The organism is Paenibacillus polymyxa M1 (assembly GCF_000237325.1).
Lineage (GTDB): Bacteria > Bacillota > Bacilli > Paenibacillales > Paenibacillaceae > Paenibacillus > Paenibacillus polymyxa_C.
In genome coordinates this window covers 3,078,571-3,102,001 of record NC_017542.1, presented here as the reverse complement: position 1 = coordinate 3,102,001, position 23,431 = coordinate 3,078,571, and the positions used below count along the sequence as shown (strand labels likewise).

21 protein-coding genes, 2 pseudogenes and 1 riboswitch are annotated in these 23,431 nt (G+C 41.6%); of the genes and pseudogenes, 21 read left to right on the top strand and 2 right to left on the bottom strand.

Going from position 1 to position 23,431, the window contains the following annotated elements; genetic code table 11:
• Nucleotides 1-41: 41 nt before the first annotated feature.
• The 6 genes from PPM_RS13665 (at nucleotide 42) to PPM_RS13640 (ending at nucleotide 4,332) form a co-directional block, all read left to right on the top strand.
• Nucleotides 42-233 (top strand): CD1375 family protein, encoded by a 192-nt coding sequence (locus PPM_RS13665; RefSeq protein WP_043921406.1) that lies wholly within the window; start codon nucleotides 42-44, stop codon nucleotides 231-233.
• A 78-nt stretch (nucleotides 234-311) separates the two neighbouring features.
• Complete coding sequence (locus PPM_RS13660) at nucleotides 312-782, top strand: phage holin family protein (RefSeq protein WP_052309226.1); 471 nt, start codon at nucleotides 312-314, stop codon at nucleotides 780-782.
• On the top strand, nucleotides 766-1,635 hold the full coding sequence (locus tag PPM_RS13655; protein WP_014599822.1) for a glycoside hydrolase family 25 protein: 870 nt from the start codon (nucleotides 766-768) through the stop codon (nucleotides 1,633-1,635). The genes PPM_RS13660 and PPM_RS13655 overlap by 17 nt, the downstream gene beginning before the upstream one ends.
• Before the next feature lie 5 nt (nucleotides 1,636-1,640).
• The gene (locus PPM_RS13650) at nucleotides 1,641-2,150 is read left to right on the top strand and encodes a phage holin, LLH family (RefSeq protein WP_014599821.1); all 510 of its coding nucleotides are present in this window, start codon (nucleotides 1,641-1,643) and stop codon (nucleotides 2,148-2,150) included.
• A 198-nt stretch (nucleotides 2,151-2,348) separates the two neighbouring features.
• Nucleotides 2,349-3,758, top strand: coding sequence for a helix-turn-helix transcriptional regulator (locus PPM_RS13645; protein ID WP_014599820.1), 1,410 nt, complete (start codon nucleotides 2,349-2,351; stop codon nucleotides 3,756-3,758).
• Nucleotides 3,759-4,098: 340 nt separating this feature from the next.
• On the top strand, nucleotides 4,099-4,332 hold the full coding sequence (locus PPM_RS13640) for a hypothetical protein (RefSeq protein ID WP_043921405.1): 234 nt from the start codon (nucleotides 4,099-4,101) through the stop codon (nucleotides 4,330-4,332).
• A 22-nt stretch (nucleotides 4,333-4,354) separates the two neighbouring features.
• Here the strand turns inward: PPM_RS13640 and PPM_RS13635 are convergent, their stop codons facing one another.
• A complete protein-coding gene (locus tag PPM_RS13635) occupies nucleotides 4,355-5,254 on the bottom strand; it encodes a ran-binding protein 10 (RefSeq protein ID WP_014599818.1) in 900 nt (299 codons plus the stop codon).
• A gap of 313 nt (nucleotides 5,255-5,567) precedes the next feature.
• Between PPM_RS13635 and PPM_RS13630 the strand changes: the two are divergent.
• Nucleotides 5,568-5,907 (top strand): annotated as a pseudogene (locus PPM_RS13630) (sporulation protein).
• A 74-nt stretch (nucleotides 5,908-5,981) separates the two neighbouring features.
• On the opposite strand, the gene PPM_RS28190 reads toward PPM_RS13630, so the two are convergent.
• Nucleotides 5,982-7,319 (bottom strand): IS3 family transposase, encoded by a 1,338-nt coding sequence (locus PPM_RS28190; RefSeq protein WP_014599601.1) that lies wholly within the window; start codon nucleotides 7,317-7,319, stop codon nucleotides 5,982-5,984.
• A 642-nt stretch (nucleotides 7,320-7,961) separates the two neighbouring features.
• Here PPM_RS28190 and PPM_RS13620 point away from each other — a divergent pair.
• The 14 genes and pseudogenes from PPM_RS13620 (at nucleotide 7,962) to PPM_RS13555 (ending at nucleotide 23,420) form a co-directional block, all read left to right on the top strand.
• Entirely contained in the window at nucleotides 7,962-9,959 is a 1,998-nt protein-coding gene (locus PPM_RS13620) for an RNA-directed DNA polymerase (protein ID WP_014599816.1), read from the top strand.
• Nucleotides 9,960-10,422: 463 nt separating this feature from the next.
• Nucleotides 10,423-11,616, top strand: a pseudogene (locus PPM_RS13615) (ATPase, T2SS/T4P/T4SS family); the annotation flags it as partial.
• The gene (locus PPM_RS13610; protein WP_013371474.1) at nucleotides 11,606-13,690 is read left to right on the top strand and encodes a hypothetical protein; all 2,085 of its coding nucleotides are present in this window, start codon (nucleotides 11,606-11,608) and stop codon (nucleotides 13,688-13,690) included. The pseudogene PPM_RS13615 and the gene PPM_RS13610, both read left to right, overlap by 11 nt.
• Before the next feature lie 49 nt (nucleotides 13,691-13,739).
• Nucleotides 13,740-14,219, top strand: a complete 480-nt coding sequence (locus PPM_RS13605; RefSeq protein WP_013371473.1) for a hypothetical protein — start codon at nucleotides 13,740-13,742, stop codon at nucleotides 14,217-14,219.
• 40 nt (nucleotides 14,220-14,259) lie between these two features.
• Nucleotides 14,260-14,655 carry a hypothetical protein gene (locus PPM_RS13600; RefSeq protein WP_013371472.1) on the top strand — a complete coding sequence of 132 codons (396 nt, stop codon included), beginning with the start codon at nucleotides 14,260-14,262 and terminating at the stop codon, nucleotides 14,653-14,655.
• Between the two features lies 1 nt (nucleotide 14,656).
• Nucleotides 14,657-15,211: a hypothetical protein gene (locus PPM_RS13595; RefSeq protein WP_013371471.1), complete on the top strand. Its 555-nt coding sequence runs from the start codon at nucleotides 14,657-14,659 to the stop codon at nucleotides 15,209-15,211.
• On the top strand, nucleotides 15,198-16,187 hold the full coding sequence (locus PPM_RS13590) for a hypothetical protein (protein WP_013371470.1): 990 nt from the start codon (nucleotides 15,198-15,200) through the stop codon (nucleotides 16,185-16,187). Before PPM_RS13595 ends, PPM_RS13590 begins: the two co-directional genes overlap by 14 nt.
• A 353-nt stretch (nucleotides 16,188-16,540) precedes the next feature.
• Complete coding sequence (locus PPM_RS13585; protein ID WP_013371469.1) at nucleotides 16,541-17,080, top strand: cupin domain-containing protein; 540 nt, start codon at nucleotides 16,541-16,543, stop codon at nucleotides 17,078-17,080.
• Between the two features lie 437 nt (nucleotides 17,081-17,517).
• Nucleotides 17,518-19,071: an ABC-F family ATP-binding cassette domain-containing protein gene (locus PPM_RS13580; RefSeq protein WP_013371468.1), complete on the top strand. Its 1,554-nt coding sequence runs from the start codon at nucleotides 17,518-17,520 to the stop codon at nucleotides 19,069-19,071.
• 85 nt (nucleotides 19,072-19,156) lie between these two features.
• A riboswitch (TPP riboswitch) is annotated at nucleotides 19,157-19,265 on the top strand.
• Between the two features lie 330 nt (nucleotides 19,266-19,595).
• The gene (locus PPM_RS13575; RefSeq protein WP_014599813.1) at nucleotides 19,596-20,189 is read left to right on the top strand and encodes a thiamine phosphate synthase; all 594 of its coding nucleotides are present in this window, start codon (nucleotides 19,596-19,598) and stop codon (nucleotides 20,187-20,189) included.
• Nucleotides 20,190-20,246: 57 nt separating this feature from the next.
• Nucleotides 20,247-21,395: a glycine oxidase ThiO gene (thiO, locus tag PPM_RS13570; protein WP_013371466.1), complete on the top strand. Its 1,149-nt coding sequence runs from the start codon at nucleotides 20,247-20,249 to the stop codon at nucleotides 21,393-21,395.
• The gene (thiS, locus tag PPM_RS13565; RefSeq protein WP_013371465.1) at nucleotides 21,392-21,595 is read left to right on the top strand and encodes a sulfur carrier protein ThiS; all 204 of its coding nucleotides are present in this window, start codon (nucleotides 21,392-21,394) and stop codon (nucleotides 21,593-21,595) included. Before thiO ends, thiS begins: the two co-directional genes overlap by 4 nt.
• A gap of 2 nt (nucleotides 21,596-21,597) precedes the next feature.
• Nucleotides 21,598-22,365: a thiazole synthase gene (locus PPM_RS13560; RefSeq protein ID WP_013371464.1), complete on the top strand. Its 768-nt coding sequence runs from the start codon at nucleotides 21,598-21,600 to the stop codon at nucleotides 22,363-22,365.
• Nucleotides 22,362-23,420 (top strand): ThiF family adenylyltransferase, encoded by a 1,059-nt coding sequence (locus tag PPM_RS13555; RefSeq protein ID WP_013371463.1) that lies wholly within the window; start codon nucleotides 22,362-22,364, stop codon nucleotides 23,418-23,420. Before PPM_RS13560 ends, PPM_RS13555 begins: the two co-directional genes overlap by 4 nt.
• Nucleotides 23,421-23,431 lie beyond the last annotated feature (11 nt).

The window sequence follows — 23,431 nt, the reverse complement described above, 5'->3', positions numbered from 1 at the left end:
TTTTTATTCTCATACAGCTCATGAGGGGAGGTGAAAAAATCATGAATGAACAGATTAAAAAAGCTTTTGCAACTACACTTGTACATCTTATCCTTGCTGGCCGTCGTGAAATTGAGGACGTGCCAGTAGCTTTGCGAGACTTGGTTAAAGCTGACTTGGGCATTACTGAGCCTTCACAGGCAACTCCGGCAACTACGCGGGCGGTAGAACAACCAACAGAACAAGAAGCGTAAGCGGCGTATCCAATCGGATGCGCTATTATTATGCCCTCGGAGTGGTCGGGGGCTTTATTTTTTAAGGGGGAAAAGGTAGTGAGCCAAATAAAAATGTTTGGCAGCACCGTATGGACCGCAATGGTTGGGGCATCGGAGAAGGAGGCGGCGGCAGGGGGAGTTACGGCGCTGACTGGTCTGATTGTTACATTTTTGGGTGGGTGGGACAAGCCGCTGAAGGTGCTGTTTTATATGATGGTGGCAGATTATATTTTCGGAGTTATCGCAGCTTTTAAAAATAAGAAAGCGGACAGTAATGTGATGTTTTGGGGAGGAATCCGTAAGGCTACTGTTTTAATGGTGGTGGGTTTATCTGCACAAATTGATGATTGGTTACAACCAGATGCGCCTATTTTTAGGATCGCAGCGATTTATTTTTACGCCGGTCGTGAAGGGCTGTCACTGGCCGAGAATCTTGGGGCATTGGGAATCCCATTGCCGTTCAAGCTTAAAAGTTTCTTGCGGCAGTTGAAAGACAAGGGAGATGAAACAGATGCAACAACGAAATAGACGTAATGCACAAGGGATTGACGTATCTCATCATCAGGGCAGCATTGATTTTAAAAAGGTTGCTGCAGACGGGATCAGTTTTGTTTTCATTAAAGCTACACAGGGACGCTCGTTCCGTTCAAAAACATTTTTGCAGTTTGTAAAAGATGCGAAGGCGGCTGGCCTGCTTATCGGGGCTTATCACTACATTGACGACTCTGCCACTACGCCAGAGCTGGCCCGACGAGAGGCGGAAAACTTTGCAAAGGCAATAAAGGACGCTGGAGGCGCGTCCACGTTTGACCTGCCGCCCGTGATGGACTACGAGTCCAATAAGTCCAACCTTAGCAAAACGGCGATTACAGCTGTAGCCAAGGCGTTTTTACAGGAGGTTGAGCGGCTTACTGGAGTGCGTCCGATTGTTTATACGTATCCGTCATTCATAGGCAATTTTTCGGGGCTGTCCAGTTATCCATTATGGATTGCAAGGTACAGCGCTACACAAGTACCACCAGATGCGTCCGGTTGGACACGTTGGGACTTTTGGCAGTATTCCGATGGTTCCGCAGGCGGAACGCTGCCGAACGGGAGAATGCGGGTCAATGGCATTGGCGGACCAGTGGACCTTAACGAGTACAACGGAACAGTGGATGAGTTACGTAATTGGATCAAGGGAATAAAAAAGGAGGAAAAAACAGTGTCAAAACAACAAAGAGACATTAACAAAGTTAGCCCATGGGCAGCCGATGCGTGGAAGGAAATGACCCAAAACGGGTATTTTGATGGAACCCGTCCAGGTGCGCCAATTACTCGGGAAGAAGTTGCTGTTGCTCTTAATCGTCTACGTAAAAACATTCTCAAGGGGGATAAGTAATTATTATGATAGAACAATACATTACAACCATTGCACTGTCTGCTATCGGCTTGGTTACAATCGGAGCCCTGACCCTTGGCACGGCGCTATACAGAAAGCTAAAGCCACTCTATGAGGCTCGTTTTACAGCAGAGCAGCGCAAGCGAATTGAGCAACTGGCACATGATGCCTATGCTTATGCCGAAACCAAATTTGCAGGCCAAGGAGCTGCTAAATTCCATGGGGCAACTAAATACCTTGCAGATAAGTTGGGAGCGCTAGGAATAAAGGTGGGTTCGGATGAAATTGAATCGGCTGTGCAATTGGCTTGGGAACGTTTTAACCCTGGTAAAACCAAGCGCGTTGATTCTGAATTACAGCCACCTGAAGATGTGGCTAAAGCGGCTGTTTCGGCTTTTGCAGCTAAAGTTAGCGAATTGGTAAACCAAGCTGTGGGAGATAATAAAGTACCTACAGCTTCTACGAAGGAGCAAACTGCTTTTCCCGCTACCCAACCACCTATTGCTGCCGAATAATCACAAACGTTTGGAAATACGAAGCACCCTGCTGGCTTAACGCCGGTGGGGTGTTTTTTTGTTTACAGGAGTACCCTTATGACAAACGTAGCCTTTCCACACGATTCGCAAAAAGATATTGACAATTGGTTAATTGCTGGGCAAAAATAGTAAAAGGTTATAAAATACTGGAATTTTTATGCGAGGGGTGGCTATGGCATGGAACATACACCTACGATTCGAGCAGAATTAGACAGATTCCTACAACAAGAGGGGTTGAGCTTTTCACAATTTGGTCATATTGCGGATATGAATAGGGGAGCAGTAAGTGCTATCGTGACAGGAAATAAGCCTTTGTCTATTAAACAACTGGATCGAATTACTGAGGCTATGGGTTTGCCAGAAGGCCATTTTTACGACTTGTTCGTAGAAAACTACATCATCGACCATCCTCCAAATATGAGGCGAATCGAGCCATTTATATTTCGCTGTGCGGAGTTGGACAAGTTGGATGCAATCCGTCGAGTGGTGGGAGCCATCATGGACAATCTACTGTATTCACCCAAGCTATTCGAAATTGCAGAAGGATTGCTGGAGCAGGGAAGACATGCGGCTGCATTGCTGCTCTATGAGGGGGTAGCTGAAGCGGAGAAATATCAACATTCTGAGCGTTTGGCAGTTTGTCAATATCGTATATTCACGATTCAAGTTGGAGACGATCAAAGACAAAATCTTAGAGCGGCAACGGTATTTGAGGTTTTTGTCGAACGTCTGGACGAAATAGATCAACTTGATGCATTTAAGGATTTGGCTAACGTGTACAGGTCTTTGCGTAAATGGGACAAGGTTGACGAAATGGCGAGGAAAATTAGAGCCAAGGCAGAAATCCAATATTCAATGAAACATGAACAACGGAGTCGAGAGCGGGATGAGTCTGTCAATAAGCTAAGTCGCCCGTTGTTTGTATATATTTCCTATGCTGACTTGTTGTGTGCAAGTGTATGTGAAGCCCAAGGCGATTATCAACAAGCTCTACAATATACATATGCCTACACTGATTTAGGTTGGGTCGAAGAGACGGACGAGACCACCCAACACTGGATTGGCTTGTTCCAAAACTGGGCAGAATGCAATATTTATGTTAATACACTCCTGTCTGGGGATATAAGTGTACTTTCGGATTATGTAGAATACATTGCTGCCTCAAAGGTCGATAATGAAATGGTTACTAAACTGTTGAACTTAATACTTGCTGCTAATCGGTACCATTTAGACGTGAATGATATACTTAAACGGTTTGAAATGATTATTGATTCTTTTGTGCAGCAGTCATCATCTGATATGTATACGAAACAAGTTATACCAGAACAGTATGCACGTTTGAGTTATGAGTTAGCGTATTATCATTTACATCGAGGTACATACGACGATGGCTTCAAATACTTGATGTATTCAATGGTAAGTTATCATACACTAAATAATGAGAGTTATTATATAAACTGTATAGGGCTGTTTGAGCATTTCCGTACTCATGCGGTTCCTGAAACAATGCAAAAACTCTCAAAATTCATTGAAAAGGTGTGGTTAGATAATGTTAAAGAAAATGGTACTGCTAATCATTGTGGCTAGCTTTTTGTTTATTGGTACTATATCTGTTCAGTCGAATAACCATAACCAATTCGTACAATTGTTTGATCAAGTTGGCGGTGCTTAAACGTCAGTAAAGCAAATCCCCGCTAACCTTAATTGGTTGGCGGGATTTTTGTTGAACGATCTGAGGAAACAGTGTGTTTAACGAATCTAAGGACAGTGTATTGAACAGGACCCCTTTCAAAACCTCTCCTTCTTTATTTATGATTCCCAAAACTGAAGAATTAATGTGTAGTTAAAAAGTAATTCAGTACGAGCCTTTTTTGTCGTTGAAGGAATCAACATACCATTCACCGAATACCTACTTGAGGTGATCAGCATGAACCATACATATAAAGTGTTAAAGTCGGATATCGAACTATTTGCAGCTGCATTAAGTCAAGCAAGAGTGTACGTTGTTCAGTCGTTGAGAGAGGATATGGTGTCGGTTGTAGACTATGGTGGCACTATAGAAAAGTTTTCGCCTGATTCGGTAAAAATTGCAGGAGCGTATTACATACGGAACCAGTTTGAATTTAGAGTAGATGTGAAAAAGGACTCCGCTGGTATGTAACCAGCATGGAGTCCGTTGTTGTTTATTTAGTTGAATACTCACTTACTTCAAATGTGAGTATTTTATTGAAAATTACATAGTCTTTACGGTTACTGAATGGACCTTTGTTGTTATTGTGCTTATCAATGGCATAAGATGCTGTACCTGAACCTGCTTGTTTTGCTTCATACCAAGAAATGAAAGAGTTTATTTCTTTCATGCTCAGATCGAATTCCTTCTCCAGACCAGTATCCATTGTTATAGTCAGAATTGCACGGTCACCAGTTGGTTGTGTTGGTTCGGTTGGATCTGTAGGATTAGACGGATCAGGATTAGGGCTCGGTGTTGGATCTACAGGATCAGGAGTTTGAGTTGCAGGGTCGTAACCCCACATTTCCATTTCATGAATGGCCAGATTGACATCCTTGCCAGTAGCTCCATTATTTTTAGTAATATTTATTCTGTAGGTTTTAAATTGATCTTTGTTTTTAAGTGAAAATTCATTAGCTCCTTCAGTGAAAATATATTCGGCTTTATTATCAAGAACGGTCCAATTTTTTCCGTCATTCGACCCCTCGAAAGTCCAAGTATTAGGCATATCCTTACCAGCATCTGGTGGTCTGTTAGTAGAGTAGCCTCCGTAATAAAGAACATATTTAGTAACAATTTTCGGAGTTGGAAACTCATAAGCAAGCCATCCACTTTGAGGCGCTGTACCCCAAGCACTATAGGTTCCATCTGTGCTATAGTTCGGTTTTCCATCAAATGCTCTATATCCTTCGAGGCCACTGCGTGCGGCACTATAACTGATTTTACCTGAAGGGGTAGTATCATTTTTCATAACAGGTATTAAACTGATGGATTCGGGAGTAGCTGCATGTGTTATTTGGGAGAACCAAGGAAGTAAGAATAGAGAAAGTAGAATAGGTAATAGTTTTTTCATGAATATTCCCCTTTTTGTTTTATTTGCTAAGTAAGCATACAAAAAAGAAATAGGAATGTATAAACATTTATGCCTATATATTCAAAATAAAGTTTAATGGTGGATTTTAATTTTTTCTCTAGTTCACTATAACTGGTCTTTTTTTGTTTTGTGACAACATATGCGATACTTCAACATGTCTCCCAATATAGTATTGAGAAGATTTAAATACTATGGAGGTGTCATATGATAAAAGGATTTGTAAGAGGAATTAATTGTATTTTTACTAGCTGCTATTTTCTCGGTACAAGGCGTCTATGCTGAACCAACAGCAATCAGTCAACAGGCAGCTGGGTATACGTTGGAGTTCCCAAGTTCACGTTACCCTGAAACTGGGGCGCATATTAGAGACGCAATAGCAGCCGGACATTCTGCTGTATGTACAATTGATCGGGATGGAGCCGAGGAAAACAGGAAGGAGTCACTCAAGGGCTATCCAACCAAAAAAGGATATGACCGTGACGAATGGCCAATGGCAAATGTGCGCTGAAGGCGGAGTAGGAGCTGATATCAGATACATAACCCCTAGTGATAACAGGGGAGCAGAATCATGGGTAAGTCATCAGTTAGATAAGTATGCTGATGGAACAATGGTAAGATTTATAGTGAAATAAAGATAAGGACTCAACCAGTATAGAATGAACTGTGACCCCATTTGTGGGTCCTTTTGAAAAAGGGTCCCTATTCATCAAGCAGCAATGAGATGACTTCTGTATTCATCAGGAGTCATCTTTTTTAATGTCCATTGGAACCGTTCGGTATTGTAATAAGTGATGTATTCGTTGACACGAACTCGCAACTCTTGTAGGCATGAGCAATCCTTGAACTCTAATTCATCCTTCATATGCCCGAAGAACGTCTCCATAGAAGCATTATCCCAACAGTTTCCTTTGCGTGACATCGATTGGTTAAAGCCAGCTTTAGCGATCATGGAACGAACCTCAGGATGTGTGTAATGGAATCCCTGATCAGAGTGAAAGATAGCCTCCGGATGGACTTCCCCGCCTAAACGGTTAAGCAGTCGCTTCAGTGTTTGTTGGACAAGAGACAATTTCAAAGAAGAGGACAGATAGTGAGCTAAGATTTCTTTTGTTGCACCATCCTTTACACAGGACAAATAAGCCCGCTGGCCATTTCCATAATGCATATAAGTAATGTCGGTTAGCAATACCCTTTCAGGCTCTCCATGGTCAAACCGACGCTTCAGGAGGTTCGGGCAGGTGCGGTGCTCTTGTGTGGCTTTAGCCATTTTACGATAGGGATTCGCTTGACGAATCACAGCAACGAGTTTGAATTTCCGCATCAAACGGCGAATTTTCTTGTGATTCATAACGATTCCATGAAGACGTTCTAACCTCATCTTGATGACCAGCGCGCCAGCCTTCCCTCGAAGTGCATCAAAGTGCGCCTTCAGCAGTAAAAAGTCTCGTTCATCGGCAGCTTCTCGAAGCTGGCGATGTTCTTCTGCCGCACACCAGCGATAGTACCCGCTCGTACTTACCTCAGCAAGCTTACAAAGATAGCGAATCACACGTCTCAATCCATGTTTACGAACAACTTGATTGATGAGCTGAAAGCGCTCGGAAGACGCTAGTAATTCATTGTTGTCTTTGTGCCTTTCGAGCGCTTCTAGCTTTTTTAAGAGTTCATTCTCGGCTTCCAAAAGCTTGATACGTGCCTCAGCAAGACGGAGTTTTTCCTCAGCCGATGGCTCACGACTAGCCGGTCTTCCTGAGCTTCCCTTCCCCCTACGCTCTTCCAGCAGCCCCGCATCACCTGAAGAAGCATATGTTTTTCGCCAACGATCCAGACATCTTTTTGGCGTCTCCTGTCCAATGAGTTCGACGTTAAATCCTGCCTGTACGAAGATTTCCGTGGGTGTATGCCCTGCTTGATTGGCCTGTACGGCTGCAATCTTAAAGGCAGGAGAATACGTGATATTCTTCTCTGATACGCGAAGAACGGATGGATTTGACTCCAGCGCCTTGATCTCTTGCTCCGTAAAAACTCGTCTGATTTTTCTCATAATTCTTCATCCCCACAAACTTTTATAATCTGATTAAAACACAAAAGACCCGTAAGAGGGCACTTTTTTCAAAGTGTCCATCTTACGGGTCACAGTTCAGAAGCTGGTATGAGTCCTTTTTTAATACCCAATAAAAAATAAATATGAAAATATTTAGATTATATTTATAAATCAGCAAGTTTATGTTTAGACATGCTTCGAGATTACCTTAGTATTCAGGAAAGCCCCACTATCACACCGACAGTGTTAAGCCCTTTTGATGACGAGGTATTGTGGGGAATCGTAGCATCGATCGACAAGCCAAGCAGGCGTATTAAGCTTGTCAGAGGTGAAGAAGACTACAGCTTCATTAAATTAGAAAAGATTATTTCTGCAAGTATATAACTAAAAGTGCCCTGGTCTTTAGTGACTGGGGCACTTTTAGTTATATATGGTTTATTCAATTAGTTACATGGATTTCCTAAAATCACCACATTCGAAACAATGTCCCTTCATAACAGAGTCTATGGACTCTTGATTCATATTTGTTGATAAGCCTATAAAACTAAGGTTTATAATACTTATTTACTATTTAGTAATCTTCTGAGATAATATTGGGAAATTAAAACAATTAGAAGTATTACTTATTGAAGGGGACCCAACATGAAAATCAGTAACATTCTAACTAAAGATGTTTTTCTTAATGCATTTGAGATATGTAAAGAATATGCAAAAGAAGACTTTATACTGGATATTAATTTTCGATTGCTAAAGGATGTTTTGTTAGAGACGAGTAGAGAAAAAATGAGTCAGTTCTATGATGATTTTATTTCTACAGATATAATTCTTGCGGTTCCTGAGATGTTTTCTACTGATATTGTTTCAATACCTAAGGGTATGACAGGAGTAAGAGAATATCGTTTTTTTTCAATGTATTCTATGGTCTTATATAACTCAATAGGTTTATTATTTGTAGAATGTACGGATACTAATCTAAGAGACTTGAACTTTAATCAGAAATATATTTACCCATTTTATCCTACAAAATTTCATAAAGATAAGGACAATTGGAAGGCAAGTAGTGATTATAAAGAAGGTTATTCAGACTTTTTATCTACTCTAAATCAACAATTAGTAGTAGGAGATATTGTACTTAGAATAGATATTAGTAAATATTTTGAAGAAATGCAGCACAAAATTTTAATCAAGATCATGCAGGATTATGCATCGCCATCATTATTAACTAAATATAATCTAAATGGTGAAAATAACACTATAACTGGTTTGGATTTCTATTTCGATTCTTTAATGAATAAGACTCAATCTATACCTCAAGGCAGGAAGAACTTTGTATCAGACTATTTGGGATATCTTTATTTGGTACCATTTGATGTTAAAGTAAAAGAACTTGTCAAAAGTAATATTATGAAGTTTAAGAGCATGGTTAGATATGTTGATGATATCTTTATCATCTTTAATAAAACTGAGGAAACGATAAAGAATAAGGAAGTTTTTAAAGAATTACTATCAATTGAACAACGTATAAATAGCTGGTTATTTGATGAATTACAATTGACTACCAATGCAGCAAAAACAGATAGAAAAATCATAAAAACCAGTGAAGAAAGAAGAGGGTTTTTAAGATTTACTCGGAAGACAGTTTCATCACCTATTTCAAAAAACAAACTTAATTATCAATTGATCTACTTTCAGAATTCGTTAAGAAAATTCAAAATAAAGGAAGCTTTTTCATTTCTTTTAACTGGAGAAGATAGAGAAAATTTAAAAGTTATTTTCGATCCAAAGTTTCAAAACTATCTGTTTCAAAAAGAAAATGTTGATAGAACAAAGCTGATATTAAATGAAATTACATTTGATTTGACAGCTGACTATATTAACATACTTATAGCTCTTTTTTTCATTAGAAGGAAAAAAAAGGGTGGGAATAAATTTACGACACATTTGATTAAATTTATCAAGAAAGATTTAAACTTAAGTGATAGAAGACATATTCATATTTTGTTTACTGCGTTAGCTCAAAACATTGACAAAACAGAAGAGGTGGTAATAAGAAAAAAAATTAAAGCTGATAGTGAAATTTTACGAAGTAATAATTATGGTAAATATTTACTTTCTTTTTTTAAAATCAGAAAAAAAGCTAAGAGAGAACCAAATCTTTTGGGTCAAACTGTCTACGAAAGGATAACTGAGGAGTACATTGTAAGAAAGATTAATAACAATAAGTTTTTCTATGACATAGAAAATCATTATAATAACTTAATTAATGAATTGATCAGAAGTCCATTTAAGGATGAAGAGGCGATAATACAGCAACTCATTTATTATGCCAATAGCATACTGAATCAAAAATGGGATTTGGCTTTTAATTATTTGAATAATTTTTTCCATGAGTTTTGTAAAGTTCAATACGAACTAAAAGATACTGATAATTTAAACTCAGTGATTAACAAAACTTCTCATCTTTTAGAACTGAATGAATTAATGACTATTAGAAAATTCTATAACTATAGGAATTTCAACTCTATTTCACACCCAAGCCAGAAGGGAACACCTTCGATAAAAATTTCCGGTAAAATTCTTACAAATTACCATCACACCATTCTTCCGATTGTATTGAAAATTATGAAGAATAGGGAGTAATTCTAATTCTATAAAAAGTATTTTGTCTTATGAAATGGTATCTGAATTTCAATTTTTTATACACAAAAGAATGTAGCATTAGTTAAGCAATTTTGTATGTAAAGATTTCTTCAATAAACTTTTTTACATCATCCAAGCTAGATGTCTGAGGAGCCTATGCCGATAGTTGTCTTAGGTCAAAGAATCAAGTTTTTTGGTTGTGGATATCTGTGGACTTCATGATAATTGAATACTAAAAAAGTGCTCCATTGGCGTTTGCTGATGGAGCTATTTGTTGTTGTTAACTACATAACAAACACACGCATTTAGATGCGGATATTCAGGCATTTACTGTACATAAAAAATCACAAAAAAATCACGCTTTTTATGAAAGAGAATGAATTTGTGCGAATTAAAATGTTACTCAAAGCGTGGTAGGTTAGTGATTTTGATGTTGTATGAAACCTCTTGCTTGCTAAAGAAATATCAAAATTATAAAGGCTTTTCTGTCATTGATGATATTCGTGACCAGAAGATCGATGGTGTAAGCGGAGGTGTCAGTGGTGTGCCGGAAGGTGGGATTCCTTCATCACCACATTGGTCTTCAGATAGATTTGTATTTGAACAAACCTCTGCGCCTACTACAAATGGATATGAGAGTGTGTGGATTTTCTATAAAGGTAAAACTATCCACCTTTCATTCCTTTCCTTCGAATCGGAACGTGAACTTAAAAGGGTATGTCAAAATATTTACAAATACAATTATCCAGGACAGCTTTCTGAAGCGAATGGTTATAAGGTCAACGAAATGAAGGATGGATCACGGGTAGTAGTAGTGCGCCCGCCTTTCTCTGAATCATGGGCTTTCTTTGTTCGTAAGTTTGATATTCAAAGCGCTTCGCTGGAACAGTTAATTAGGGGACAAAACGCTGATTTTCCAATCCAGCTATTATCTTATCTAATGAAAGGCAGTCGGATTACTGCAATTACAGGTGCGCAGGGTTCAGGAAAAACAACATTGTTAATGGCGATGGTCAAGCATATTTACGCTTCGTATACGCTTCGCGTTCAGGAAATGGCCTTTGAGCTGCATCTACGCAACATTTACAGTCGCCGTAATATTCTTACCTTTCGAGAAACAGATCATATTTCAGGACAACAAGGTCTTGACTTGCAGAAAAAAACAGATGGAACCGTCAATATTCTAGGCGAAGTAGCGAGTGATGAAGTAGCTGCTTGGATGATTCAAATGTCGCAGGTTGCTAGTCTGTTCACTATTTTTACTCACCATGCTAAAACATTTCGTGATCTTGTATTTTCGCTTCGTAATTCACTGCTCAAAACTGGAGTATTTCAGCATGAAGGCATTGCTGAAGAACAGGTAGTGCATGTCATTAATTTCGATGTGCATCTCAAGCGTGATGCGCAAGGGCGGCGTTATATCGAACGGATCACAGAATGTGTACCGCGTAATCCAGAGCATACGGATGTAGGTCCCAATGCTTCATCGAGCTATAGCTATCGCCATGTTATGGAATATCGAAATGAAAGTTATATACCAATGAAGCCCTTAACAGCTAAAAGCGTAGAAGAAATGTGTGAGCAAATGAATGCTAAGGATGCCACAGATTTCCGCAGTTTTTTGACCCGTTATTGGGAGGAAGACTATGAGTCTTAAAGAAATTTTATTGTGGGTTTTGCTTATATCAGGTGGGGGATTTGCAGTTCTATATACAGTTTTGTATGGGTTGCATAAGCATAAGAGCTATGCAGTTCGCAGAGGTAGAATTCATTCTGTACAGGAAGCACGAAAGGGAAAAGCGGTACTTCAACGGGAACTTCAAACTTTAATGCATAAATTGTATACGCTGTGTATGAGGGTCCCTATCACATCTGGATACATCACAAGTGTACGTAAGCGACTAGCTGGTCAGCATGCATACGATGAGTATAAGCTTCGTCTGCAGACCATGAAGATGATACTGTTCATCTGGGGTATTTTTGTTTGCAGCGGCGTTGTGCTGTTGATGATGAAACCAGGAATAGAGTTTGCTATATTGGCCGTTTTATGTGGAGTGGTAATCAACAGTCTTGTTATAGATGTGGCCACTAGCCAAATGGAAAAAAGGCTACTTTCTCAAATGATCGAATTGTTCGCCAATGTACGTCATCACTATCATCAGCACGGTATGGTAGAAGAATCCATATCTGAAGCGGCCGATTTAGCAGGAGCAGAGGCTGGAAGACATGCACGGCTCATCCATGAGGCGCTGACAGATGCTGATCCGCACGAGGCACTCGAAAGATATTATGAATCAGCTCCAAATCGGTTTTTAAAAGCCTTTGCTGGTATTTCGTATATGGTAATGGAGTTTGGTGATCGGGTTGAGGATGGTGGTTCCATTTATTTAAAGGGGCTAAGCAGTCTTGCACGCGAAATCCAGTTGGAGTTACTGCGGAGAAATAAACTGGACTACCTACTAAAAAGTTTAAACGTGATCGCACTGGCTCCCGTTTTCTTTACTACCCCAATCGAGAGATGGGCGAGATCCAGCTTTCCATCCATGGATGAGTTTTATCAGGGGAAATTGGGTTATATCACAAAATTGACCGTTTACATTGTTATCATCCTATCCTACTTTCTGTTACAGAAACTGCAACAGTCGGACGAGACAGGATATCGTGCGGGTAAAGGGCGGAGGGTGTGGGAGCAGAAGTTATATCGTCTGCCCATCATTCGTAATATGGTGGATTCTTTAATTCCCCGGCAGCATATGACATCTTATTCCCAGATAACCCGACTATTAAAGGAAAGTGGTGCGGAGGTAAAGCTTGAGTGGCTCTACATACGTAGAATTGCTCTTTTTATCTTAGGATTAGTGCTTAGTATCAGCACCATATTTATTTTACATGAAGCTGAAAAAACGCATATCCTTCACGCACCAGTACAATCGGGTCAAATGTTTGGACGTTTAAGTCCGATAGAGGAAAAGGAAGCTTTGAAGCAGAGTGAGATTGACCGCAAAATCATACAAACGTTGAACATGAAAGCGGATAGCACATACGAGCGAGCGTACGCTGCTTTAGAACACTATGCTAATGGCACAGCTACTCCAGAGCAGCTATCCAGAAATACTCAACGAATTCTCCAAAAGCTGAAAGATTGGAATGAAGAATATATCAAATGGTGGGAAGTACTGATTAGTATAGTTGCTGGGTATGTAGCCTACCAAATGCCCATGCTTTTATTATATTTGCAACGGAAAATGCGTTATTTGGACATGAAGCATGAGGTGTATCAGTTTCAAACGGTTATTTCCATTTTACGGGTTATGGAACGAATGTCTGTCGAGGAAATATTGGAGTGGCTGAACAGATTTTCAGTTATCTTCAAAAGACCTCTGCAAAAATGTCTGCTTCATTATGAACATGGACCAGAGGCAGCTCTCGATTTGTTGAAAGAAGAAGCACCTTTGCCGGAATTTCAACGTCTGGTGGACAAGCTTTATTTATCTTTGGGGAAAATTACCATTAGAGAGGCGTTTGATGATTTGGAATCCCAGATGACCTACTATTTTGAACAAAGAAAACAGGAGTATGAAAAAATAATAGACAGCAAGGCAATCTGGGGGAGGATGATTGGTTTTGCCCCGATGTATGGTCTTATCTTTTTATATTTGGTGATTCCGCTGATCGGTATGAGCTTTGTTCAAATGGATAGCTATTATGAGCAAATACAAAAAATTCAGTAAGTAAATTCAATGATGATTAACCAATATTACAAGTTGAGGAGAGAAAGAAATGAACAATGCATCAACAGCATTAAAGGTAGCTGCTGGGATATTTTTGACCATCGCACTAATTACAATTGTAGTCATACTGTTTATCTCAGCTCAGGAAGCTACTAAAACAGCACAAAACAATTTCGCCGATATCCAGACCGAATTGTCTCAAGCCTCCTTTACAGTATACGACGGCACAACAATTAGCGGCTCCCAGGTAACCAACGCGCTGCGGAAGTTTCAGGGAAAGGACCAGTTTGGTATTCAGATTAAAACCGGCAAAAATACGGTAGGACAGTGGTATGGAAATGCTCTGAACATTAGTCCAGACAGCGAGCAGTATGGTGCTGTGAATGGCGGCAGTGATAAGACGGGGAAAATTGCGAATACACTTAATGAAAAGGAGAATGAATACGTAAATCCAAGTGGTAAATTCAAGGCTGAAATCGTTAAAGACAAATCAAACGTGGTACGTGGGTTGTTGTTTACCCAGTCTTAAGAAGTACAGCAAAGATGATAGTCATAAGGGAGATGTGAGCATGTCTGATCACGCTTCAAGTATGCTGTGGCTTGGTGTGTCAGTTATTCTATTTATAACCGCATGTGCAGCAGCAGCAAACTTGTCCAGTCAATTGGGTAGTGCACTGGAATTAAGGTCGCAGCGGGAGGAGCAATCAGAGGGGCGGATATCCAGAACTATAGAGGTGGAGACGCCACAACGGATTAAGGGGACTCAAGTTATCCAGACCATTCGGATGAACTTGCAGGAGGGGATTTCGGTTCAAGTTGACGGTTTAGAGTACGATGTATACTCTGAACCGTTTGAGCCTGATGTATCTACCTTGGATGCTTCCTCTATATATGCCATATACCCACAGCGTAATGGGAACGGAGACATAACATCTGTACGTTTTGAGAAATTGGGGGAGGACTGAAGTGGTTCAAACAATATCCAAGCTGTTGGGGGCGTTGCTCGCTGTATTGCTTTTGTACATCGTACCCGCAGCTCAAGCTGCTGAACGGCAGGATGATATATCCGGGTTAAATACATATCATTCGACTGTACATTTTGTTGATATGGTAAGAACCAAAGGTTACATTACACCGACGATGTATAACGATTTTATGCGTGATCTGGAGCTGACAGGCAATACGTACGAAGTTGATTTGGAGCATATGCACAAAAAATATGTACCGAACTATGCAGATGCGGCAAAGCCAGACAGTTTTCTGGGTAATTATGAAGCTGTATACGATGGCTACTATAACCCGCAAATCTTACCTGTACTGTTTCCTGATAATTCGCAGCCCAAGTCGGAACAGACACGTCGGTATACCTTGATGGCCGGAGATTATTTTACAGTACGATTACATAATACGAATCGAACTCCTGCGGATTTATACAAATCCTGGATTTTGGGTGGAATAGATAACGATAAGCCGGCAGTTTCAGCTTCTTACGGGGGCATGGTTTTGAATGAAGATTACTGATTTTGCAGTTATATTTGTCCTACTCTTTTTGCCCTTTGGTGTGGTTAGTGATTTACGAGTGCAGAATCAGCGTGAAGTACAGCAGCTAGAAATGAAATATACGTCTGCTCTCCGTACCGCAGTTCAGGATGCAGGTGTTGTGCTCTCACAGAATGAACGTCAGGAACGCGAGGCCGGATATGGATCAGATAAGTTTTTTCGTGTAGATAAAGAAGAAGCACTGACCACGTTCCTGCACACTTTCTTCCTTAATATGGGCATTGATGGGGATACAGCAGCACAACGTGCGTTATTGGATTACATACCAGTCATTGTGATTCTGGACTATGATGGTTATTATACGTTCGCTTCAGCAACCTATAAAGATGCGTATGGACAAGCGGTCATAGGCCACAAGTGGAGCGAAAAAAAGCCTTATGCCTATGTTGATGCAGCAGGCAATAGTGTGGGATTCACCCTGGACAATTATCTGCACGCATATGATGCGCGGAATCAGAGATGGGTGGAGGGTTTTCAAAAGGAGCTTGAGAGTCAGACCCCCATTTCGTTACTGAACAATTCATTAACCTTTGAGCAAATGCGCCGTTCTACCATCGTTCGCACCGTTCAGGAAGATCTGGCTCGAATGATTAACGTCCATAACGAAAAAGCAGCACGGAATGGCATTTCCTATACGTTCACTCTTCCACTCATTCCACAAGAGGAATGGTATAACACGATAGATGATGTGGGTATGATCGCGTTTATCCAAGGCATTCCAGTTGGAGACAGATATTACAATAACTATGGGTTTGGTGGTGGAAGAGTCGTCCGAAAGCAATCTATTATTGGAGGCATAGAACCGGGTACTGGAATGAAATATTTTTATAGAGATTCATATCCAGCTCCTTTTCAAGCGGTTGAGCGTTTTACGGATGAAAAATCTGCGGCAGCTGCTGGGTATTTCGAATACAAATATCATAACAGCTTAAATTAATCACTCTCCGGGGTGGGTTTCGTATTATTAGGTCAACTAAAAGGTTGGCCTGCAGTGACAGCCTAGTCTTTCGATTTTATGGTCACTGCTATTTTAAAGAGTGAGTCAAATAAATGGAATTTGATACTCGACATATCGGGGGAGTTCCAACGAAGCTGACACCACTCGCAAAGTATATGCCGTTATATGTAAATTTAAGTGCTAATATCTGTTGAAGTAAAAGACGAAACCGCTTGTGAATATTTTTGTCTTGGCATCATTTAGGCACTTGCCTAATGTTGAAGGTTTTTAGTCCTTTATATAGGCAACCGCATATGATAAGTAAACACTGAATCAAAAAAAGGAGAATGAGTATGTACCCTAAATCATGCCATCACTTCCCATGGCATATTCCTATGTATAACAGCTGTAATTACAACTATCGGAGTTATAATCCTCAATACTACAATTGGTACAACAACGACAGTAATCTCAATGAAAAGATAATATTAAGAGATTATGGACAAAGTCCATTTGTAGTGAATATTGACCAGGCTGCAAATCAAAACAAAAATTATCGTACTGCTATATGGACAGGGAAACATTTTCAAGTGACTCTGATGAGTATTAATGTTGGCGATGATATCGGTTTAGAAGCTCATCCAACAACTGATCAATTCATACGTATTGAAGAAGGTCAGGCACTTGTTCAAATGGGGGATAGGAAAGACAAATTAGATTATCAAGTGATGGCCTATGATGACTATGCAATTATGATACCTGCTGGAAAATGGCACAATGTAATTAATACAGGAAATACGCCCCTTAAGATATACGTTATCTATGCACCGCCTGAGCATCCATTTGGTACAGTTCATGAAACAAAAGAAATTGCCATGTCTGCTGAAAGATAGCCAATTATAAATTAATTTTATTTCATCCCGGTCCAGAATCCAGACCGGGATGATTACATTTTCTTCATTTTATTATTCCTCCGATACTCATGAGGACTGTCTACATAGAGTTCCTTTTTATTAATTGTTATTAGAACTTATCAATTATTTAGGCATTCGTTGCTAGGGAATTGTAAGCTTCTGTATACTAGAAGCTTAGATTACCAAAGCAGCAAGAAACTCCTTACGTACCTACCGAAGAGGAGCTTAAGTGCTACTACGATTAACTGTTTTTCTTTTTTTAGGCCAATCCATCTGAAAACCTTAAAATTCGCTGTTTTCAATATTCCGATAAGGGTGCCGGATGTGCTACAATAAAGCTTTGAAAGAAACAATAGCTATATGAAATAAGAACACTCGGCAATGCCGATGAGACAATAAGGAGCCAAAAACAGGTTATGAGTTTATTGACTGTAGAAAATGTATCCCACAACTTTGGGGACCGTGCGTTATTTAAAAATGTTTCCTTTCGATTACTTGCGGGGGAACGTGTAGGATTGGTAGGAGCAAACGGTGTTGGTAAATCGACACTCATGAACATTCTGACTGGAAAATTGCTTAAAGATGAAGGCAAAGTGGAATGGACTCCACGTGTACGTTATGGCTATCTGGATCAGCACACCAAGCTAACGCCAGGTAAAACAGTACGTGATGTATTAAAAGACGCGTTTCTTCCTTTGTTGGAACTGGAAAAGGAAATGATGCAGATTACGGATAAAATGGGAGAGGCTTCTCCCGAAGAGTTGGAAGTACTGCTGGAACAGATGGGAGAAATTCAAGAGCAACTGGATATGGGGGATTTTTACCTCATTGATGTGAAGGTTGAAGAAATGGCGAATGGATTAGGTCTCTCTGCCATCGGACTGGATCGGGATGTAGCAGCCCTTAGTGGTGGGCAACGGACAAAGGTGCTGCTTGCGAAGTTGCTGTTGGAAAAGCCAAATGTATTGCTGCTGGATGAGCCTACCAACTATTTGGATGTGGAGCATATTGAGTGGCTTACGCGATATTTGAAGGATTATCCCTATGCTTTTATCCTAATTTCACATGATACTGAATTTATGAACCAAGTCGTTAATGTAATCTACCATCTTGAATTTGCTAAGATGACCCGTTATTCAGCTAACTATGAAAAGTTTCTTGAAATGGCGGATCTGAACAAAGCCCAGCATATTGATGCATATGAGAAGCAGCAGGAATATATTAAGAAACAGGAAGATTTTATTCAGCGCAATAAAGCGCGCGCATCTACATCAGGTCGTGCAAAAAGCCGTGAAAAGCAGCTTGATCGAATCGAACGTATTGATAAGCCAGAAGAAGCCGCAAAGCCAACCTTTCAGTTCAAAGAAGCCCGTGCAAGCGGGAAAACAGTTTTTGAGGGTATTGATTTTGAAATTGGCTATACTCATGCCCTTTTGCCTAAAATGTCCATGACGATCGAACGTGGCGAAAAGATCGCAATTGTAGGCTGCAATGGTGTTGGTAAGTCTACGTTACTCAAAACCATTCTGGGGAAAATACCTCCAATCAGCGGAAAAACCTATCAAGGAGATTTCTTGCAGCCCGCTTATTTTGAGCAGGAAGTAAAGGCAGAGAAAATTACACCGATTGACGATGTATGGAATGAATTTCCACATTTGAATCAGCATGAAGTACGAGCGCATTTGGCGCGTTGTGGTTTGAAGAATGAGCATATCACGCGGCCTCTGTCTGCGCTTAGTGGTGGAGAACAGGCTAAAGTCCGCCTTTGTAAACTGTTAATGCGTGAGAGTAACTGGGTACTGTTTGATGAGCCCACCAACCACTTGGATGTCAAAGCAAAGGATGAACTCAAACGCGCTTTGAAGGAATACAAAGGGACCGTATTGCTTGTATCCCACGAACCGGACTTTTACGAGGATTGGGTAACCAAAACGTGGAATGTAGAAGAGTGGTCTAGTAAAGTTAACTAAAATCCAGTTCTGACAGATTTCATACAAGGTGGGGTTTGCAGAATTAGGAAAATATGCTAAGCTATCTTTAGCTGATACAATAAAATAGTCACACTAGGGGAGCCGCCCATGCGGCTGAGACGAAATAAATGGATTTCGGACCCTTTGTACCTGATCTGGGTTATGCCAGCGTAGGGAAGTGAGTACTGTACAAACAAGGTAGTAGCTCTTTACTTTTGTTTGCGCAGGGAACGATATACGTTTACGGATATAATAGTCCGTTTGATTTTGAACGTTTGTCAAGCCACTTCCTTTGGGAAGTGGCTTTTTGCGTTTCGTTCATCTTCATTTGTTCGAGTTTCCGTAGATGGATTTACATATAATCTCCTTTCATTATTGCTGGTACATGTGGCTGGCTCCGTATGATATTACCCAATATGGAGCTAAAACAATATAGATTCAGCTAATACGATTTTTTTATAACACAAGTTCATATTCTTTAGTCCAAGTGAGGTGAAAATGAGATCGAATTACACGTAATTACGATGGAAAGTGTCTCCTGTGTGAATGTACCCCAAGTGGCTGCCGCTATTTGTCCTTATATTCATTATGTACACGCACGTTCGAAACAGAAGGGTGCCTCTGCTTTGCTTTCTTTGACTCGTAGCATGATCAAGCAGGAAGTTCCTTTGCGGCAAATTGTAGTAAATGACCGCGTGGACGTAGCTTTACTTACCTCGGCAGGAGCTGTCCAGCTTCCAGCTAATGGGTTATCTGTGGTGGATGCGAAAAGTCTACTTTCAGAGGGTACACGCTGTGGAGTGTCTGTACATTCCTTGGAGGAGGTGCAGACCGCCGAGCAGGCTGGAGCAGACTATGTACTATTTGGTCATGTATATGAGACCCATTGTAAAGCCGGTCTTGTACCGCGGGGTATAGCACAGCTTGAACGCATTTGCAGATTGTCGGACATTCCGGTGATAGCGCTGGGAGGCATACAACCCCATCATGTTCCAGAGCTTTATCATGCTGGAGCAAGCGGAATTGCGGTGATGTCTGGTATATGGGAAGCAAAGTCACCCGTTGCAGCAGCGATGGAATATAGGCGAATGGTAGATCTTGTAGTTCACGACCTGTAGCAAGAAAACAAGACGAAGGGAAAGCAGAATGCTTACTGGAGAGGAGACACGGAACATATGTCAAAGACACATACAGAGAAAAAAGCGATAGGACACGCTGAATGCTTGGTCATAGGCGGAGGTGTGATCGGCAGTTCCATTGCTTATCATGTGGCTAAGGAGGGACGTAGTACGATCATGCTGGAACGATGGATCCCTGGTGAGGGAGCATCAGGAGCAGCGGTGGGAATGCTGGCAGCGGAAAGTGAAGAGTTTGCAGACCTTGAGCTGGCACGATTTGCCCGTACAAGTCGAGATGCATTCCCTGACCTTGTCTGTGATTTGGAACGTTTATCGGGTATTTCAGTGGACTTTCGTACAGGAGGATTTGTGACCCCATTTCGTTCGGAAGCAGAGGGCCAAAAACGCTGGAATGCTGCGAATATGCGAGAGGATGATCGTCCCATTTGGTGGGATGCCAAGGAGTTGGCCCGACGGATTCCGGGCTTGGCAGATCAAGTAATTGGGGCTATCTACCGATCAAAGGAGACACAAGTGTCTCCTGTCCAGCTTTGCCGTGCTTATGCAGGGGCAGCTGCGGTGCTGGGAGCAACAATATGGTCTGGAACTCAAGCTGAGGAACTGGTCATACAGGATGGTCGAGTTTGTGGTGTGCGAACGGATAGTGGATTTTTTTCCTGCGATCAGGTCGTGATTGCCGCAGGCTTGGACAGCTTGAAATTGCTAGAACAAATTGGGTTTGATTATCCACTATACCCGGTCAAGGGCGAAGCGGTAGCGGTCTCCTTGAAGGATCATCCGTTGGATTATACCATTTATGCTGACGATATTTACCTCGTGCCTAAACAGAATAACGAGCTTTGGATTGGTGCCACGAGTCTTCCGCATCAATATGACAAAGAGGTGACCGTAGGTGGCTTAAAGGGGTTGTTAGCACGTGCATCTGCCTGGTTACCGCGTGTACAGGAAGCTTCTTTTGTACGTGCATGGGCAGGCTTGCGTCCGCAGGCAGCTGCGGAGCGTCCTTTCATTGGACCTGTTCCTGGAGTAGAGGGCGTCTATGCTGCAGTCGGGCATTATCGCAACGGTGTCCTGCTTAGTGATGCGACTGGGCGAGCGATGGCAGCTATGCTTAAAGGGGCAGGTGCAGCTGGACTTGGAATAAGTAAATTTTCTTCTGAACTTCTCAAGGAGGAAAGCTTATGAAGCTGACCATTAACGGACAGAGTATGACCATTTCCAATCGAATCACTCGTGTGGATCAATTGCTGCATGAACTTGATTTAAAGGTGAAAACCGTAGTGGTAGAGCTGAATCGGCATATATTGACCCGTGAAGATCATCATGAAACGGTACTTAAGGATGGAGATTGCCTAGAAATCGTACATTTTGTAGGAGGCGGTTGATCATGTTAACCATTGGAAAAGCATCTTTTACCTCAAGGCTGTTGCTAGGAACAGGGAAATTTCCGGATCTGGATATCCAATCCCAAGCCGTAGAGGCTGCTGAGACGGAAATATTAACGTTCGCTGTGCGCAGACTGAATTTGGAGGAACGGGATAAGCAGCATTTTCTCGATACACTGGATTTGAACCGGTATACACTTCTTCCCAACACAGCGGGGGCAACAACAGCAGAGGAGGCAATCCGTATTGCCAAGTTGGCAAAAGCCTCCGGCTTGTGCGATATGATTAAGGTAGAAGTCATTGGGGATAGCAAGACGCTGTTGCCTGATCCTTTTGAAACATTGAAAGCTAGTGAAAAGTTGCTAGAGGAAGGCTTTGTCGTGCTACCCTACATATCGGATGATGTGATACTAGCGAAGAGGTTGCAAGAGCTTGGAGTACATGCCGTAATGCCTGGAGCGTCGCCGATTGGTACAGGACATGGTTTGCTCAATCCGTTTTCGTTAGAGTTGATTATCGAGCAAGCGGAAGTTCCGGTCATTGTCGATGCTGGTATTCGCTCACCTGGTGACGCAGCAATGGCAATGCAGTTGGGAGCAGATGGTGTTCTGCTGAATACAGCTGTCTCAGGAGCGAAGGATCCTGTGAAAATGGCTGAGGCCATGAAGTTGGCTGTACGTGCAGGTAGATATGGATTTGAGGCGGGGATGATTCCTGTAAAACGTTATGCTTCAGCAAGCAGTCCGATAGAAGGCATGGTTCAGGGATGAGGATTACTAAAAAATCTGCTGCTGAACCACCACAAAGTGACCGTTATTCCAGACAGGAAAGGTTTGCACCCTTTGGGCCTGCAGGCCAACGCCGGCTTGCTTCCTCTCACGTACTAATCATAGGTGTTGGAGCGCTGGGCACAGGTATTGCAGAAACGTTAGTTCGTGGAGGCGTAGGTACGGTAAGCCTGGTAGACCGGGATTATGTGGAATGGAGCAATTTGCAGCGCCAGCAGCTTTTTCAGGAAAGTGATGCTGTGCAAAGGTGTCCCAAAGCAGTAGCTGCCCAGCGAAGATTAAAGGATATTAATTCGGAAACAATTGTACATGCACATGTCTTGGATGTTGGGATAGAAGAGCTGGAAGAGTTGATCCAGGGGGTAGATCTCATGATGGATGCAACCGATAATTTCGATACCCGGCTTCTTATGAACGACATGGCACTCAAGCATCGCATTCCTTGGATTTATGGAGGATGTGTGGGTAGCTATGGTGTAACTTACACTATTTTACCGGGTCAGACACCTTGTCTACACTGTCTGATGGGAACTGTACCGCTTGGAGGGGAGACCTGTGATACGGCCGGGATTATTCCGCAGGCAGTACAAATGGTCACCGCTAACCAGACTACGGAAGCTTTCAAGCTTCTTGGTGGATATCCTGAGAACTTGAGAGGAAAGTTGCTTTCGTTTGATTTGTGGAAAAATGAGTATGTAGCAATAGCAGTGGATCGTCTAAAAAAAGCGAATTGTCCTTCTTGCGGTAGCCAACCGACGTATCCCTATTTATCAGCCTCTTATCGGCAGAAAACAGATGTTTTGTGCGGTAGGGATACCGTTCAAATAAGACCTGCCAACCGGACACATCTGAATCTCGCAGAGGTAGCAAATAGATTTACAGCATTGGGTGAGGGGAACGTAGAGTGGAATTCGTATCTGGTTTCCTTTAGTGTGGGCGAGCATCGCTTGGTTGTTTTTGCAGATGGCAGAGCGCTGATCCATGGGACAAAGGACTTGGCAAAAGCAAGAAGTCTATATCATCGCTATTTGGGCTGAAAACCATAAAG

Bases quoted from the DNA above. Each gene is read 5' to 3' on its own strand.
- PPM_RS13645 (WP_014599820.1), top strand. From the start codon at position 2,349: ATGGAACATACACCTACGATTCGAGCAGAATTAGACAGATTCCTACAA.
- PPM_RS13560 (WP_013371464.1), top strand. From the start codon at position 21,598: ATGTTAACCATTGGAAAAGCATCTTTTACCTCAAGGCTGTTGCTAGGA.
- PPM_RS13580 (WP_013371468.1), top strand. From the start codon at position 17,518: ATGAGTTTATTGACTGTAGAAAATGTATCCCACAACTTTGGGGACCGT.
- PPM_RS13555 (WP_013371463.1), top strand. From the start codon at position 22,362: ATGAGGATTACTAAAAAATCTGCTGCTGAACCACCACAAAGTGACCGT.
- PPM_RS13610 (WP_013371474.1), top strand. From the start codon at position 11,606: ATGAGTCTTAAAGAAATTTTATTGTGGGTTTTGCTTATATCAGGTGGG.
- thiS (WP_013371465.1), top strand. From the start codon at position 21,392: ATGAAGCTGACCATTAACGGACAGAGTATGACCATTTCCAATCGAATC.
- PPM_RS13665 (WP_043921406.1), top strand. From the start codon at position 42: ATGAATGAACAGATTAAAAAAGCTTTTGCAACTACACTTGTACATCTT.
- thiO (WP_013371466.1), top strand. From the start codon at position 20,247: ATGTCAAAGACACATACAGAGAAAAAAGCGATAGGACACGCTGAATGC.
- PPM_RS13605 (WP_013371473.1), top strand. From the start codon at position 13,740: ATGAACAATGCATCAACAGCATTAAAGGTAGCTGCTGGGATATTTTTG.
- PPM_RS13655 (WP_014599822.1), top strand. From the start codon at position 766: ATGCAACAACGAAATAGACGTAATGCACAAGGGATTGACGTATCTCAT.
- PPM_RS13575 (WP_014599813.1), top strand. From the start codon at position 19,596: ATGGAAAGTGTCTCCTGTGTGAATGTACCCCAAGTGGCTGCCGCTATT.
- PPM_RS13585 (WP_013371469.1), top strand. From the start codon at position 16,541: ATGTACCCTAAATCATGCCATCACTTCCCATGGCATATTCCTATGTAT.
- PPM_RS13600 (WP_013371472.1), top strand. From the start codon at position 14,260: ATGTCTGATCACGCTTCAAGTATGCTGTGGCTTGGTGTGTCAGTTATT.
- PPM_RS13640 (WP_043921405.1), top strand. From the start codon at position 4,099: ATGAACCATACATATAAAGTGTTAAAGTCGGATATCGAACTATTTGCA.
- PPM_RS13635 (WP_014599818.1), bottom strand. From the start codon at position 5,254: ATGAAAAAACTATTACCTATTCTACTTTCTCTATTCTTACTTCCTTGG.
- PPM_RS28190 (WP_014599601.1), bottom strand. From the start codon at position 7,319: ATGAGAAAAATCAGACGAGTTTTTACGGAGCAAGAGATCAAGGCGCTG.
- PPM_RS13590 (WP_013371470.1), top strand. From the start codon at position 15,198: ATGAAGATTACTGATTTTGCAGTTATATTTGTCCTACTCTTTTTGCCC.
- PPM_RS13620 (WP_014599816.1), top strand. From the start codon at position 7,962: ATGAAAATCAGTAACATTCTAACTAAAGATGTTTTTCTTAATGCATTT.
- PPM_RS13650 (WP_014599821.1), top strand. From the start codon at position 1,641: ATGATAGAACAATACATTACAACCATTGCACTGTCTGCTATCGGCTTG.